Origin of the sequence: Streptomyces sp. NPDC092370, from assembly GCF_044755265.1 — a bacterium.
In the GTDB taxonomy this organism is placed as follows: Bacteria; Actinomycetota; Actinomycetes; order Streptomycetales; family Streptomycetaceae; genus Streptomyces.
Window position 1 is genome coordinate 210,401 of the sequence record NZ_JBIVQO010000006.1, and the last position, 14,119, is coordinate 224,519.

Consider the following 14,119-nt stretch of genomic DNA (forward strand, 5'->3'; position numbering starts at 1 on the left):
CTCCGACCTCGTCCGACCCACCGGCGGGGGGCGCCTGCGCGTCGCTCCCCGGCGCACGCGACGGTCCCACCCCGAATCCGCCCGCCACGCCCCAGGGCGCCACCCGCACGCCACCCCCCGGCCGGAAAACGCTTGGACGCCGTGGCCGGCATCGCGGGACACTTCCGGACTCGACCCGAAACCTCACACATCCGTTGCGGCGATGGCCCCTGCCCGCACGCGCGGCGTGGCAGGCGGCCACAGGACGACACAGGGGTGGGATGGAAACGCCGGAAACACACAGGGTTTTACCGGGCAGGCGCTCGGTGCTGCTCGCACTTCGTCACTACGGACGGGAGTTGTCCCGGCTGCGCCGGTGGACGGCACCCGCGATGCTGCTCTCGGCACTGGGCAACATCGGAATCAACTACGTCGCGCCGCTGATCGTCGCCAAGCTCGTCGGCGACATCGCGAGGAACAGGGACATCACGGCCGGCTCGATGCTGCCGTACGTGCTCGCCTTCGCCGGTGTCCTGCTGGTGGCGGAGGCGCTGTGGCGCATCGCCCTGCACTGCCTCAACCGTCTCGACGCCCTGGGCATCGAGCATCTGTACGTGATCGGGATGGACGAACTGTTCGCCAAGGACGCCGCGTTCTTCCACGACAACTTCGCCGGTTCGCTGACCAAGCGGGTCCTCAGCTTCGCCTCCCGTTTCGAGCAGTTCGTCGACACGCTGACGTTCCAGATCGTGGGGAGTTTCGTGCCGCTGGCGTTCGGGGCGGTGGTGCTGTGGCGCTACGAACCGCTGCTCGTCGTCGGTCTCCTGGTGATGATCACGCTGACGGCGGTGCTGGTCGTGCCGCTGATCCGGCGCCGCCAGGCGCTCGTCGACCAGCGTGAGGAGGCGATCGCCCGGGTGTCGGGCCATGTCGCCGACAGTCTGATGAACATGGACACGGTGCGGGCGTTCGCCGCGGAGGAGCGGGAGGCCGCCGAGCACCGGACGCGGGTCGCGATGTCGCGCCGCCTCACCATGCGGTCGTGGGACTACGGCAATCTGCGCATCGACACACTGGTCGCGCCGATGTCCGTGCTCACCAACGCGATGGGCCTGCTGCTCGCCGTGACGCTGGGCGGCGGCGCGCACGGCGTCGAGGCGATCGTGGTCGCCTTCGCCTACTACAACAACGCGACCCGGATCATGTTCGAGTTCAACCAGATCTACCGCCGGCTGGAGAGCTCGATGACGGAGGCCGCGCAGTTCACCGAACTGCTCCTGACCCCGCCGACCGTGCTCGACCCGTCGGCGCCGGAGCCGCTGCGGCCCGGGGCAGCCGACGTCCGCTTCGAGAAGGTGACCTTCGCCCACCGGGGCGGGCGGCCACTGTTCGAGGGACTCGACCTGGCCGTGCCGAGCGGGGCGAAACTCGGTCTCGTGGGCCGGTCCGGCGGCGGCAAGACCTCCCTCACCCGGCTGCTGCTGCGGATGACCGACATCGACGGCGGCCGCATCCTGATCGGCGGCCAGGACATCAGCCGGGTGCGCCAGGCGGACCTGCGCCGTCGGATCGCGTACGTTCCGCAGGACCCGGCCATGTTCCACCGCACCCTGCGGGACAACATCGCCTTCGCCCGGCCGGACGCCACGGACGCCGACATCCGCCGGGCGGCCGAGGCGGCCCATGTCACGGAGTTCGCCGACGCGTTGCCGGACGGCTTCGACACCATGGTGGGCGAGCGGGGCGTCAAGCTGTCCGGCGGTCAGCGCCAGCGGGTCGCCCTTGCCCGGGCGATCCTGCGGGACGCGCCGATCCTGCTGCTCGACGAGGCGACCAGCGCCCTGGACTCCGAGAGCGAACTGCTGGTCCAGGAGGCGCTGTGGCGGCTCATGGATGGGCGGACCGCGCTGGTGGTGGCGCACCGGCTGAGCACGGTCGCCGGCATGGACCAGCTCGTCGTCCTCGACCGCGGCCGGATCGTCGAGCAGGGCACCCATCAGGAGTTGCTCGCGAGGGAGGGTGCCTACGCGAAACTGTGGCAGCACCAGTCGGGCGGCTTCCTGGACGACACCCCCGGCCGGGCGGAGGTGCCGTAGCGCCGCTACGCCGGCCGCCGGGCGAGGGCACGGGCCCGCGCCCTCAGGGCCTCCAGGAGGTCCACCGCCTCCTCGAAGGAGCTGTCCGCCATCGCGGGCAGCTCCCGGCGTACCACGGTCAGGGACGGGTACGTCGCCGGATCGAGGTCCTCGTAGACGTCTCGCCAGGACCTGTGGTCGGCCTCGCGCCGCTGTGGGGGAAGCGCGTGGAACGCCGCCTCGGCGGCGGCGTGGCTGAGAACGGTGTCGATGAAGGCCAGGTAGAGCCGTGCGGCGTCGGCCGGCCACACCGCCGCCATGCTGGATCCCTGTCCGACCGGCTGCGGCTGCGCCTCGGACCACAGCGGCATCAGCTTCGTCGAGCCGGGCGAGCTGCGGAAGTACGTCAGAGCTGGATGCGCACGGCTTCCAGGTCCACTTCCACGCGCTCGGCGACCGCGCCGTGCGTGAGGCGCTCGGCGCCGTGGAGTCCGCCCGCACCGCCAACGGCCGCCGCGACACACGTCACCACCTGGCGCACCTCCAGGTCGTCCACCCCGGCGGCCTGTCACGCTTTCGCGCGCTGGGCGCGAGCGCCAACCTGCAGATGCTGTGGGCCGCCCGCGACCCGCAGATGGACGAGCTGACCCTGCCCTTCCTGGGGGCGGAACGCGGGTCACGGCATATCCCTTCGGGGATCTGCTGCGGGCCGGGGCCACCCTCGCGGCGGGCAGCGACCGGCCCGTCAGCAGCCCCGACCGCTCCAGGCCATCCATGTCGCCGTCAACCGCGTCTCCCCCGAGGCACCCGAGGGCATGCCCGCGTTCTTCCCCGAACAGCGCCTCGACCTGGGGACCGCCATCGTCGCGTACACGGCGGGCAGCGCCCATGCGAACCACCTCGACGACATCACCGGCAGCATCACCGTCGGCAAGCTGGCCGACCTCGTCGGCCTGGACCGCGATCCGTTCGCGGGCCCTCCCGAGGAGATCGCCGCCACCCGGGTCCTGAAGACCTTCGTCGAGGGGCGGCGGGTCCACACCGCGCCTGAGGCGTGGTCCAATGCTCCGGGGTTTCCACGTGCGGAGGGGGTGAGGCGCGGTGGGGTCGTCGGGGCACGGAGCCATGCGGTCGGTGATGTGGGTGCTGCTCGCCGTCGTGGCGCTCGGCATCGGGGTGGCGTCGGCCCTTGAGGTAGGCGGGGCCCTGGAGCGGGAGCGGCAGTACCGCGCCGCGCCGGAGTGCGCCGCTGTCCCCGTCGAGGCGTCCGGGTGCGTGGGGGAGCAGGAGTTCACCGTGCGCGGCGCCGACATGAACCGCGGGGAGCGGGGCGATTCTCCGGAGGCGGAGCTGGTGCCGCCGTCCGGCGAGCCGTGGGAGGTGACGTTCCTGCGCACCGAGCCCGTGATGTCCGAGATGGAGCGGGGCGAGAAGGTCGTCGGTGTGATCTGGGACGGCCGGGTCGTCGAGGTCCGGGACGCCGAGGGCCGTCGGCAGCAGACGTCCGACGGGCCCGTGGGATGGCCCGAGGACCGTCTGGGCGGTGCGCTGGCCTGCGTCTCGTTCGGCCTGGCGGCACTCGCGGGTGGGCTGTGGCCGCTCTTCGCGCGAGGCGAGGCGCGTCACATGACGGCGGCGAAGATGGTGCGGTGGCACGGCGTCGCCCTGGGCGCCACGGCCATCATGACGCTCTGGGCGCAGGCCTCCAACGACTGGCCGCTGTGGGCCATCCCGGCGATCTGGGGGCCGCTCGCGCTGCTGCTCCTGGCATCCATGACGGCCTTCACCCTCGGCGCGCTGCGCGGCGAGCTGGACGACGACGCGCCCGCCCCGCGGGAGGCCCGGCCGCAGACCTCGTGAGCGTGTGGCCGCTCAGGGCTGCCGGGCGTGCACGGGACTGTGGGCGACATCGTCCGGACACCCGCGGTGCGGCTTCCGCGTCCGCCGGTCGCGCCGCCAGTCGTAGGCCGCGAGGGCCAGGGACGCGGCCATCCCGACGAGCCCGGCGACCATCGCGAGGAAGAGGGCACCGCGGTAGTCGTCGCTCCTGTCGGCGAGCACCAGGTAGAAGAGGCCGGGCAGGGTGGCGGTGCCCACCGCGGCGCCCAGGCGCTGCCCGGTCTGCAGGGCGCCGCCCGCCGCTCCCGCCATGTGCACGGGTACATCGCGCAGCGTCATGGTGATGTTGGGCGAGATCACGCAGCCGCCGCCGACACCGCCGATGAACAGCACCGGGGCGGCGATCCAGGGGGCGACGTCGAGGGGCGCGAAGCGCAGCAGCAGCGCGGTGCCGCCCAGCCCGAGGATGACGCCCGTGAGCCCGCCGACGGTGAGCAGGCGGCCCAGCCGGTCCACGAGGCGCCCGGAGACCGCGGCGCCCAGGGCCGAGCCGAGGGCGAAGGGAGTGACCGCGAGACCCGACTTGAGCGGGGAGAAGCCCAGGCCGTGCTGGTAGAAGAGGGCGAAGACCAGCCAGACGCCGCTGAAGCCGATGAAGTAGAGCGTGCCGACGCCGGCACCGACGGCGTAGCCGCGCACGGTGGTGAACAGGCGCGGGTCGAGCAGCGGCTGGGTCCCGCGGTTCAGCAGGCGGCGCTGCCAGCGGGTGAAGACGAACAGAAGCCCGGCGCCGGCCGGGAACAGCCACCACAGCCGTGTGAGGCCACCGGTCTCCGCCTGGACCAGCGGGTACATGAGCGCGAGGACGCCGAGGCCGAGGAGCAGGACACCGGGCAGGTCGACGTGTTCGCGGCCGGAGCGCCGGGTGCGGGGCAGCAGGCGGCGGCCGAGCAGCACCGCGAGGATGCCGATGGGGACGTTGACGTAGAAGATCCACCGCCAGCCCTGGGCGCTGTCGGCCAGGGCGAGGATCAGGCCGCCGGTGAGGGGGCCGACGGCGGAGGAGATGCCGACGGTGGCGCCGAAGAAGCCGAAGGCCCGGCCGCGCTCCCCGCCGCGGAACATCTGCTGGATGAGCGCGGAGTTCTGCGGGGCCATGAAGCCGGCCGCCAGGCCCTGGGCGAGCCGGGCCACCACCAGCAAGGTGATGTTGGGGGCCGCCCCGCAGGCCGCGCTGAAGAGCACGAAGCCGCTGAGGGCGAGCAGGAAGATGCGGCGCCGGTCCAGGGCGTCGCCGAGCCGGCCGGCGGTGACGAGGGCGAGGCCGAAGGAGAGGGCGTAGCCGGACACCACCCACTGCACCTCGGCCGCGGAGGCGTGCAGCTGTTCCTGGACGGTGGGCAGGGCGACCGCGACGATCGACACGTCCAGCAGGCTCATGAAGCCGGCCACCAGCGTGACCCACAGGGCCCGCCACCGGTTCGGGTCCGGTGCGTAGCCGTCCTCGTGCCCGCCCTGGTTCCGGCCACCCGCCGCCGACATCGTCACTTGGGCTCCTCTCACCAGGCACGCACCCGGCGAACCAGGTTCCCCGCCGGGTCGTGGGCACACCCCGCGCCGGAGATCCTCCAGGGCGGCGCGGCGCCCGCTTCTCACCCTGAGCGCCCGCGCATCACGGTGCGTGTTCGGATGGATGCCACGCGAAGGGGTCCGTTTGAGTGAGCAAGATCGGTGCAGGCGTGCTGCTGCGGGGAAAGACGAACGGCGAAAGGAACCACGCGATGGCGGCGACCGACAACGACGAGTCGGTGGATCCCGCGGCTGTGAGACGACACCGGGTGCTGTTCCGGGCGATCGACAAACGACGCAATCCGAAGCTGCGTCGCAGCGACATCACGGTGACCGACGAGGCGGCGGTCAAGCGTGCCACCAAGGCCGCCGCTCTCGGCAACGCGATGGAGTGGTACGACTTCGGTATATACAGCTACCTGGCGTCGACCATCGGGAGGGTCTTCTTCCCCTCGGGCAACGACACCGCGCAGCTGCTCGGCTCCTTCGCGACCTTCGCGGTCGCCTTCCTGGTGCGCCCTCTCGGGGGGATGGTCTTCGGGCCGCTCGGGGACAAGGTCGGCCGCAAGCGCATCCTCTCCCTCACCATGATCTTGATGGCGGTGGGGACCTTCGCCATCGGTCTGGTGCCCTCGCACGCCGTGATCGGTCTGTGGGCCCCGGCGCTGCTGATCTTCTTCCGGCTGGTGCAGGGCTTCTCGACGGGCGGGGAGTACGGGGGCGCCTCGACGTTCATCGCGGAGTACGCGCCCGACAGGCGGCGCGGCTTCTTCGGCAGCTTCCTGGAGCTCGGCACCCTCGCCGGGTACGTCGGGGCCTCCGGCCTCGTCGTCGCCCTCCAGACCCTCCTCAGCGACGAGCAGATGCTGGCGTGGGGCTGGCGCGTGCCGTTCCTGGTCGCTGCCCCGCTCGGCCTCATCGGGCTGTACCTGCGGCTCAAGCTGGACGAGACGCCCGCCTTCCAGAAGCTGGAGGGCGGCCAGGCCAGGGCGAGCGAGGCCGCCGACGCCGTGGAGACCTCGGCGGCGGCCGACCTCGGCAAGATCTTCACCCGGTACTGGCGGCCCCTGCTGCTGTGCCTGGCGCTGGTCGCGGCGTACAACATCACCGACTACATGCTGCTGTCGTACATGCCGACGTACCTGTCCGACGAGCTGGGCTACGGCACCAACCACGGGCTGCTGATCCTGCTCGTCGTGATGGTGGTGCAGATGTGCCTCATCAACCAGGTCGGGCGGCTCTCGGACCGCTTCGGGCGAAAGCCGCTACTGATGACGGGGATGCTCGGGTTCCTGTTCCTGTCCCTGCCGTCGTTCCTGCTCATCCGGCAGGGCGGCGTCGTCCTCATCACCCTGGGCCTGCTGTTGATGGGGCTCTCGCTGGTGGCGATGCTCGGCACGATGTCGGCGGCGCTCCCGGCGATATTCCCCACCCAGGTGCGCTACGGGTCGCTCTCGGTGGCCTACAACCTGGCCACCTCGATCTTCGGCGGCACCACACCGCTGGTGATCACCGCCCTGATCAGCGCCTTCGACTCGACCCTCATGCCGGCGTACTACGCCACCGGCGCCGCGGTCATCGGCGTCATCGCCGTGCTGTGCATGCGGGAGACCGCGAACAAGCCCCTGGCGGGCTCCCCGCCGTCCGTGGAGACGGAGGCGGAAGCGCGGGAACTCGTCCAGGCGCAGTCCCCCCGGCCCCGGTTCTGACCGGCGCGCAACGCCCCGTCCGCACGGAACGCGGACGGGGCGTTGCGCGATTGGGCCCGGCCAGGCCGGGAACGCGGTACGCGCCACGACAGTCGAGGTGAGGCCGGTGAGGCGATGACCGAGTACGAACGTTCCCGCACGATGCCCGCCCAGGCCGAGCAAGTCTTCGACCAGGCCGCGAACGTCGGCCGGCTGGACAGCTGGCTGCCGGAGGCCCTGCACGTGGAGGCCGGGGAACTGCCGGCCGTCACCGTGCACGAGGACCGCACCGACGAGGACACCTCGGCCGTGCTGCGCGCCCGGCGGGACCAGATGCGGCTCGAGTGGGGGACCCGCGACCGGGGCGGCTACGCGGGCTGGCTCCAGGTGGCCGGGATCGATGGCGGCGCCAGTGAGGTGACCGTGCATCTGTCGTTCTTCGACGACGGCCACGACCCTGGCGAGCGGGCCGTCGCCGACGCCCTGGACACCAGCCTGCGGCGGCTGGAGGAGCAGGTGCGGCTGCACGTCGACCACGCGGCCGGCTGACCCGCCGTGGCGCGCGTCAAGAGGTACGGCGTCGCCGCGTCCGGGCAGTGGACCGATGAGGAGGAAGGCCGGCGCCGGCTGCCCTCCGGTGAGGTGCACGCATGGGAGCCGGGCCGCAACGAGACGGTCTGCGGCCTGTCCCTCAGCCGCTCCCAACTGGTCCGCTTCCCGCACGTCGACTGGCCGGACACCTTTCCGGAATCGGGCGGCGCGGCCGACCGGGTACAGCGGCAGTGCCCGCGCTGCGCCTCGGTGGCGGGACGCCGGGGCCCCGATGCCCGCCCGCGGTGGCACCGCACCCGTCCCCGCCCGTGAGACCGATCGCGCCCCGCCGCGCCCCACGGCGCGTGATCTCGCGACGTGCACCGTGCCGGCCTTGGTGGTCCTGGCCGAACGAGCCGAGCCCACGACCCGCGGCGCGCTGCGACCGCCGCACGCCGGCTTCTGCCCGCGGCGAGGGTCGTCACCCTCCCCGGCGCCTCTCACCATTCCCTCCCCACCGAACGGCCCGCGGAGCTGAACCGGCTGCTGACGGAGTTCCTTGCCTGAAGCCGTACGGGCCCGTGTCCGCGGCTGACGGAGCGCGGGGCCTGCGGCACCGCGGCCTTCCGTCAACCGCGCTCCCGGCCGCCGCACACGGAGGCGGCGCCGCACGCGGCAGGCCGGGGGCGGATCGGGACACCGTTGGTGCGCAGTACCTCGCGGACGTCGAGGATCAGCGAGAACACCTCCCGATTGCGGTCTTCGCCCTGCTCGTCCCAGGCCCGCTGCTCGGCCTCGACAGCCATCCGGTCCTCGGCGAACACACGCTCGGTGAAGCGCCTGATGAAGGGCCAGGCGAGCTGCAGAGCGCCGGGGATCCGCGGCTTCTCGATCATGAGCAGCCCGAAGGTGTGACACCTGCGCTGCTCGGCGTCCTCGGGCACGTAGGCGACCCAGAGGCGGAAGGCGGGCCGCTCCGCGTTCTCCGGGACCAGATCGAGGGTCTGGTACGGGTACACGGTGCGGATCGTCATGACGTCGCGGGAGTCGCTGCCGCCGATGCCCTCGGAGGCCAGCAGGCCGGCCCCGCGGTTGCGCTTGCCCCCGGCATGACTGAAGAGGTACCTGGCCTCCACCGACCGCTCGTCGCTCCGGTAGTCCAGCAGTTCGGGATGGAGTCTGCCGACGACGCCCCGGTGGAGGAACTGGTGGTTCATGTCGAGCAGGTTCTCGTGCATGAACGAGTAGTGGCAGCGCACGGTCCGGGAGTAGGTCATGGTCTTGCAGCGCGGTGACCCGAACGCCGGCAGGTCCGGCAGGGGCGTGCCGGCCGCCTTGCCGGGGTCGCCCGGGAACGCGAACACCAGGCCGTACGCCTCCCGGACGGGGTAGCCGCGCACGCCCCGCGGCGGCCGGCCGTCGCCCTTGGAGAGGTAAGGGATCTGCGAGATGCGGCCGTCACCGCGATAGGCCCAGGCGTGATAGCAGCAGCGCAGTGCCTCGCCCTCCACGACGCCCATGCTCAGCGGCACCTGACGGTGAGCGCAGCGGTCCTCCAACGCGTACACGGTGCCGCTCTCGCCGCGGTAGAGCGCGATGCGCTCACCGGCGAACGTCGTCGCGAACGTCCCCTTGCTGCGCACGTTCTTCGACAGCGCCACGGGATACCAGAAGTCCGGGTTCGCACCGACGCGCCGGAGGTCGATCATGCCGGTGACCGGGTCGCGATGCTCAGAGGGCCACTCGGCCCCGGCAGAGAAGGCCCCGGCCTCGTCGGTCTCGGTCATACCTCTCCCTCGCGCATGCGGGCGGCGACTGCCGCATCACGTCAGGCAGCACCGAGCTGCCGACGGACGCCCCGGCACGGCCCATCCTGATCGCGGCGCGCCGGTCGCGCCCTGCCCAGCGCGTACGGACGGGTGAGCCCGGTGCGTACGGACGGGTGGGACACCTCGGCCCTCAACGGTCAGGGCCTCATCAGTCCGCCGACCCACCAGTCGTGGGGCTTGCCGTCGTTGGCGATGCCGCGGTGGCGCAATGTCCCTTCGACGGTGAAGCCGAGCTTCTCGGCCACGGCCCGTGAACCGCTGTTCCCGGTCATGGCCCACCACTCGATGCGGTGGACGTCGAGCGTGGCCCACCCCCAGTCGCACAGCGCCCGCGCGGCCTCGACCGAAAAGCCCTGGCCGCGCTGCTCCTTGACCGCCCAGTAGCCCAGTTCGTACACGCCTTGGCTCACCTTGGTCAGGCAGTAGGAGCCGACGAGCACCGCGGTGTCCTTGCGGAACGCTCCGAGGACGTAGTCCTTGTCGGTGGCCCAGCCCTCGGGCCACTCCCCACCGACCTTCTTCTCGGCGTCCTGCCGTGTGAAGGGCACGGGGACCGGCGTGTAGAACTGGATGTCCTCGTCCTGGCAGGCGTCGAACACGGCGTCCACGTCGCCCGGTTCGAAGGCCCTCAGTACCAGGCGCTCGGTCTCGAGAGTCACTGGATCCACCGCGTCAGTATGAGCGCGTGCCATGGCCCACGGACAGCGAATATTCCGTCCCGGCCCCGTGCCCCCGTGTCACTCCCCGTTGCGCAGCCTGCCCGCCGGGGAGACCCGCGACTTCGTCTCCTCGGTGTGGCCCAGGGCGGTCAGCCGGGTGATCCCCGCGTCCAGGCGGGTGAGGGCGGGGCGTTCCGGGTCGAGGCCCTCCAGCGCTCCCCCGAGGCAGGACGCACTCGGTCCTGGAGGGCGGCGGCTTCGGCGAACTCGTCCCTCCCACCTGCCTTGTTCGCCTCGTCGGCCGGCAGGTCCGCGCGCAGCCGCGCGAGCGGGCGACGGCCGGGTCGTCGGAGTGGCTGTAGTCGCGGGCGGCGACGAGCGTGCGCGGCCGCGCCCAGCAGGCCGCCACCCCCAGGCGTCCCTGCCCGCCCAACGCCCTTTCGCGGACGACGAGTTGGCGAAGGGCGTTCGGGGCGGCGGCGGCCGGGCGGATGGTGGGCAGGGGGCGACGGGGGCGGCCGGGACCCTGTCGTCGAGGCTGAGGCTGCGGGCTGCGGGCTGCGGGCTGCGGCAGCGGCAGCGGCAGCGGCAGCGGCAGCGGCAGCGGCAGCGGCAGCGCAGGGTCAGCTCCAGTGTCCAGGGGCGTGGCGCTGTCGAGGCGGGCCCGGCGGCGTTCGGCGTGGGTCGTGATGCCGTCGCGGCCGTCGAAGCGGGTGGCGAGGTCGTCGACGCGGCTTCGCGCCTCCGCGCGCAGACCGGTCACGGTCCAGGTACGGCCCGCGTACCCGGCGGCGGGCAGGTCACCGTGGCCGACGACCTCGACACGCTCGAGGAGGATCCTCCACGCCGGTGAGGGAGTCGAACTGTCCAGCGGTGAGTCGACCTCGCCGAACAGACCCCGGGTTCTGGGCGAGCAGTTCCGGGCGGCGCGCCTCGTTGCCGGTCAGCGCAGGACTCCTCACCAGGTCGGAACGCCTGCCCCGCAGGAGGCGGACGCGACCCCGCGTGCCGTCGGGGAAGGGGCGGGCGCCACGGGCACGGCGGCGCGCATCCGGTCAGGCCTCGGGGACGCGCAACGCCAAAAGGGCCACGTCGTCGTCGTTGCCGGCGGGCCGGACGCGGCGCAGGAGCTCGTCGGTGAACAAGGCGAGGGGACGGTGCGCGAGGGCGGCGGCGTGCTGGCGCAGTCGGCTCAGTCCCTCGTCGAGGGTGTGGCGGGGTGCCTCGATGAGGCCGTCCGTGTACAGCACCAGGGTGGAACCGGGCGGGAGCAGCGCGGTGGCGTCGGGGCGCCGGGTACCCGTCTGGGTGCCCAGGAGGATGCCGTGGCCGTCGGTGAGATAGCGGGCCAGGCCGTCCCGGCTGATCAGCAGCGGCGGAGGGTGACCGGCGTTGGTCCAGGACAACTTCCACTGCCCGTCGTCGGCCGGTTCGACCCGGGCGAAGATCGTCGTGGCCATGGTGACGTCGGTGATGTGCTGGATCGCCTCGTCGAGCCGTTCGACGATCCGGCTGGGGGGTTCGTGCTGGGACCAGGCGTAGGCGCGGAGCATGTTGCGGACCTGCGCCATGCCGGCCGCCGCCTCCAGGTCGTGCCCGACGACGTCTCCGACGGCCAGGGCGGTGGACTCGTCGGCCAAGGGGAAGGCGTCGTACCAGTCGCCGCCCACCTGCGAGGCGTCGGGGGCGGGCAGGTAGCGGACGGTCATCTCCAGGCCCGCGACGCCCGGCATCTGCGGCAGCAGGTGGTTCTGCATGGTCTCGGCCACCTTGCGCTGACGCTGGTAGAGGCGTGCGTTGTCCAGGGCGAGACCGGCACGGCGGGCGATGTCCTCGATCAGCGGGAGGTCCACGGGCGTGAAGGCCGAACGGTTCTCGTCGCGCCCCAGGGTCAGCGCTCCCAGGACCGCGCGGGTGCTGCGGATGGGCGCGATGGCCGCCGAGTGCATCCCCGTGGCTTCGAACAGGCGGCGCTGCTCGACCGCGATGCCGGAATCCGGTGACCCCTGGTAGGTCCGCGGTCCGGCCAGGTCCGACGCGACGCCGCGCAGGGCTCTGGACAGGGGCATCGGGGATTCCTCCGGGATCGGCGGCATCGGCCCCTGGAGGTCCTCGCGGTGCGTGTACGTGTCACCCTCGGCGTGGACCACGACGCTGCGCCACACCTCGTCCCGTTCGGTGATCAGATCGACGACGATCCAGTCCGCGAGCCGCGGCACGACCAGGCGCACCAGGCGGCGCAGCGCCTCGTCCACGTCCAGCGTGGAGGTCAGCTGCGCGGTGGTCTCGGCGAGCAGCGCCAGCCGGTGCAGCTCGGACAGCGGCTGGGCCGCCGGTTCCGGTTGCGGATCGCCGAGCTCCTGGTGGTCGGGGGCGTGGAAGACGACGAGCGTGCCCGCGTGCCGGCCGCCGACGTCGTACGGCGTGATCAGCCAGGAGATGCGCAGCAGGGTGCCGTCGCCGGAGACGAAATAGGCCTCGTCGGCCTGGGCGGTGCGCCCGGCGTGGAACGGCTGCCGCATGGCGCACTGGGTTCTCGGCAGTGGCTGCCCCTGCGGGCCCCGGTGCAGCAGGTCGTGCGCGTCATGGCCGATCAGATCGTCGGCGGAGCGGCCCAGGAGCTGCTCGGCGCGGGTGTTCGCGGCGACGATGCAGCCCTGCTCGTTGACGACGTAGGCACCGGCGCCGATGGCTTCCAGAGTCCCGGCCAGCACGACGGACGCTGTCGGCACGGACGGCCCGTGAAAGGACTCCGTGTGCTCCGGCCCCGTCATCGCGGCCTCCCTGCTGATCGGGCCGGCGTACCTGTCGCCGGCATGCCCTGCCTGCTTGCCTTCCCCGTATGCCCCTGCGAGGAAGAATTCCACGTCGTGCGACGACGCGCAGCGCGTGCGGGCCCCTGACCTGGCCTTTCGGGAGCAGGGCCGAGCCGAAGCCGCCCCTGGCCCGCGGGGAGCCGGGACGAGCGCTCAGGTCAGGTCCAGGTCCGCGTACAGGGGGTGGTGGTCCGAGTGCGGACTCGGAAGCACGCGGTGCCCGAGCGGGACGATCCCTCGCAGGAACACGTAGTCGAACTTGCTCTGCCAGTCGGTGGTCGGCCGGCAGGTCCCGGTGGGCGACGGACGGCACTGCGGGTCGACGTCCGTGGCCAGTGCCCACAACCGGTCGAGTTCGGGAGCGTCCGGCACGGCGTTGAGATCGCCGAGCAGGATCGCGCGGTCGTGCCGGGCGAACTCCGAGGCGAGCACACGGGTCTGACCGACCCGTACATCCTCTTGCCGCCGCTGGGCGAGATGTGTGTTGAAGACCCGCACGGACCGGTCGCCCACGGTGGTGGTCACGGCCATGTACCCGCGGTCCTCGGATCCGCCGTCGGGATACTCCACGGTGACGGGGTCCGTCATCGGCGCGGCGGAGAGGATGGCCTGGCCGTAGGCGCCCGGGCTCCACGGCGCGCCGCCGCAGCGGCCCCACTTGCGCAGCACGCTCCCGTACTCGACGCGGTACACCAGGCCGTGAAGGTTCTCCAGGTACTCCCGGATCCTCTCGACGTCACGCACGCACGCTTCCTGGAGGCCGACGACCTGGGGCGCGTACGCGGCGATCTCCGCGGCCCGGTCGACATCGCTCGTCTCGCAGGGGTTGCAGATGTTCCACGTCATGACACGGTTCGCCACGACGTCCCGGACGGCCTCGGCGCGCCGCGCCCCGGCGTACAGGGCGCCGTCCGGTGCGCTGGGGCCGACGAGCACCACGAAAACCGCCGCCATGGCGCCCGCGAACAACCGCGCTCCCGTCCCCCTACCGAGCACCCTCGCCTCCTCACCATGGATACACCCGGCGTCCGGGCCTCCCCGTACGAGGTTATGGGACGGGGTCACCGGGCACGCGGGCACGGTGCCCTCTCGTATCGCTCCGCCCCGGGGGGAGAGGCTGCCGGGGCCCGTGCC

Annotated in this window: 12 protein-coding genes and 1 pseudogene; 7 read left to right on the forward strand and 6 right to left on the reverse strand. The window is 72.3% G+C overall.

What is annotated here, in order from left to right:
• The first annotated feature begins 305 nt into the window (after nucleotides 1-305).
• Nucleotides 306-2,075 carry an ABC transporter ATP-binding protein gene (locus ACIQHQ_RS20150; protein WP_402613251.1) on the forward strand — a complete coding sequence of 590 codons (1,770 nt, stop codon included), beginning with the start codon at nucleotides 306-308 and terminating at the stop codon, nucleotides 2,073-2,075.
• A gap of 5 nt (nucleotides 2,076-2,080) precedes the next feature.
• On the opposite strand, the gene ACIQHQ_RS20155 is transcribed toward ACIQHQ_RS20150, so the two are convergent.
• On the reverse strand, nucleotides 2,081-2,374 hold the full coding sequence (locus ACIQHQ_RS20155) for a hypothetical protein (protein ID WP_402613252.1): 294 nt from the start codon (nucleotides 2,372-2,374) through the stop codon (nucleotides 2,081-2,083).
• Here ACIQHQ_RS20155 and ACIQHQ_RS20160 point away from each other — a divergent pair.
• Together ACIQHQ_RS20160 and ACIQHQ_RS20165 are read left to right on the forward strand one after the other, a co-directional pair.
• Nucleotides 2,361-3,109 (forward strand): annotated as a pseudogene (locus tag ACIQHQ_RS20160) (amidohydrolase); the annotation flags it as partial. The gene ACIQHQ_RS20155 and the pseudogene ACIQHQ_RS20160 overlap by 14 nt on opposite strands.
• A 70-nt stretch (nucleotides 3,110-3,179) precedes the next feature.
• Entirely contained in the window at nucleotides 3,180-3,914 is a 735-nt protein-coding gene (locus ACIQHQ_RS20165; protein ID WP_402613253.1) for a hypothetical protein, read from the forward strand.
• A 12-nt stretch (nucleotides 3,915-3,926) separates the two neighbouring features.
• Here the strand turns inward: ACIQHQ_RS20165 and ACIQHQ_RS20170 are convergent, their stop codons facing one another.
• Nucleotides 3,927-5,435, reverse strand: a complete 1,509-nt coding sequence (locus tag ACIQHQ_RS20170; protein ID WP_402613476.1) for an MFS transporter — start codon at nucleotides 5,433-5,435, stop codon at nucleotides 3,927-3,929.
• A 239-nt stretch (nucleotides 5,436-5,674) separates the two neighbouring features.
• Between ACIQHQ_RS20170 and proP the strand changes: the two genes are divergently transcribed.
• The 3 genes from proP (at nucleotide 5,675) to ACIQHQ_RS20185 (ending at nucleotide 8,014) form a co-directional block, all read left to right on the forward strand.
• Nucleotides 5,675-7,171, forward strand: coding sequence for a glycine betaine/L-proline transporter ProP (gene proP / locus ACIQHQ_RS20175; protein WP_402613478.1), 1,497 nt, complete (start codon nucleotides 5,675-5,677; stop codon nucleotides 7,169-7,171).
• Nucleotides 7,172-7,285: 114 nt separating this feature from the next.
• On the forward strand, nucleotides 7,286-7,699 hold the full coding sequence (locus tag ACIQHQ_RS20180; protein ID WP_402613254.1) for an SRPBCC family protein: 414 nt from the start codon (nucleotides 7,286-7,288) through the stop codon (nucleotides 7,697-7,699).
• A 6-nt stretch (nucleotides 7,700-7,705) separates the two neighbouring features.
• Nucleotides 7,706-8,014, forward strand: a complete 309-nt coding sequence (locus tag ACIQHQ_RS20185) for a hypothetical protein (RefSeq protein WP_402613255.1) — start codon at nucleotides 7,706-7,708, stop codon at nucleotides 8,012-8,014.
• A gap of 296 nt (nucleotides 8,015-8,310) precedes the next feature.
• On the opposite strand, the gene ACIQHQ_RS20190 is transcribed toward ACIQHQ_RS20185, so the two are convergent.
• Together ACIQHQ_RS20190 and ACIQHQ_RS20195 are read right to left on the reverse strand one after the other, a co-directional pair.
• Entirely contained in the window at nucleotides 8,311-9,468 is a 1,158-nt protein-coding gene (locus ACIQHQ_RS20190) for a Rieske 2Fe-2S domain-containing protein (RefSeq protein ID WP_402613256.1), read from the reverse strand.
• Between the two features lie 179 nt (nucleotides 9,469-9,647).
• Nucleotides 9,648-10,178: a GNAT family N-acetyltransferase gene (locus tag ACIQHQ_RS20195; RefSeq protein WP_402613257.1), complete on the reverse strand. Its 531-nt coding sequence runs from the start codon at nucleotides 10,176-10,178 to the stop codon at nucleotides 9,648-9,650.
• A gap of 343 nt (nucleotides 10,179-10,521) precedes the next feature.
• On the opposite strand from ACIQHQ_RS20195, the gene ACIQHQ_RS20200 reads away from it, so the two are divergent.
• A complete protein-coding gene (locus ACIQHQ_RS20200) occupies nucleotides 10,522-11,022 on the forward strand; it encodes a hypothetical protein (protein WP_402613258.1) in 501 nt (166 codons plus the stop codon).
• Nucleotides 11,023-11,224: 202 nt separating this feature from the next.
• Here the strand turns inward: ACIQHQ_RS20200 and ACIQHQ_RS20205 are convergent, their stop codons facing one another.
• Nucleotides 11,225-12,943 carry a SpoIIE family protein phosphatase gene (locus ACIQHQ_RS20205; protein ID WP_402613259.1) on the reverse strand — a complete coding sequence of 573 codons (1,719 nt, stop codon included), beginning with the start codon at nucleotides 12,941-12,943 and terminating at the stop codon, nucleotides 11,225-11,227.
• 195 nt (nucleotides 12,944-13,138) lie between these two features.
• On the reverse strand, nucleotides 13,139-13,939 hold the full coding sequence (locus ACIQHQ_RS20210) for an endonuclease/exonuclease/phosphatase family protein (RefSeq protein WP_402613480.1): 801 nt from the start codon (nucleotides 13,937-13,939) through the stop codon (nucleotides 13,139-13,141).
• Nucleotides 13,940-14,119 lie beyond the last annotated feature (180 nt).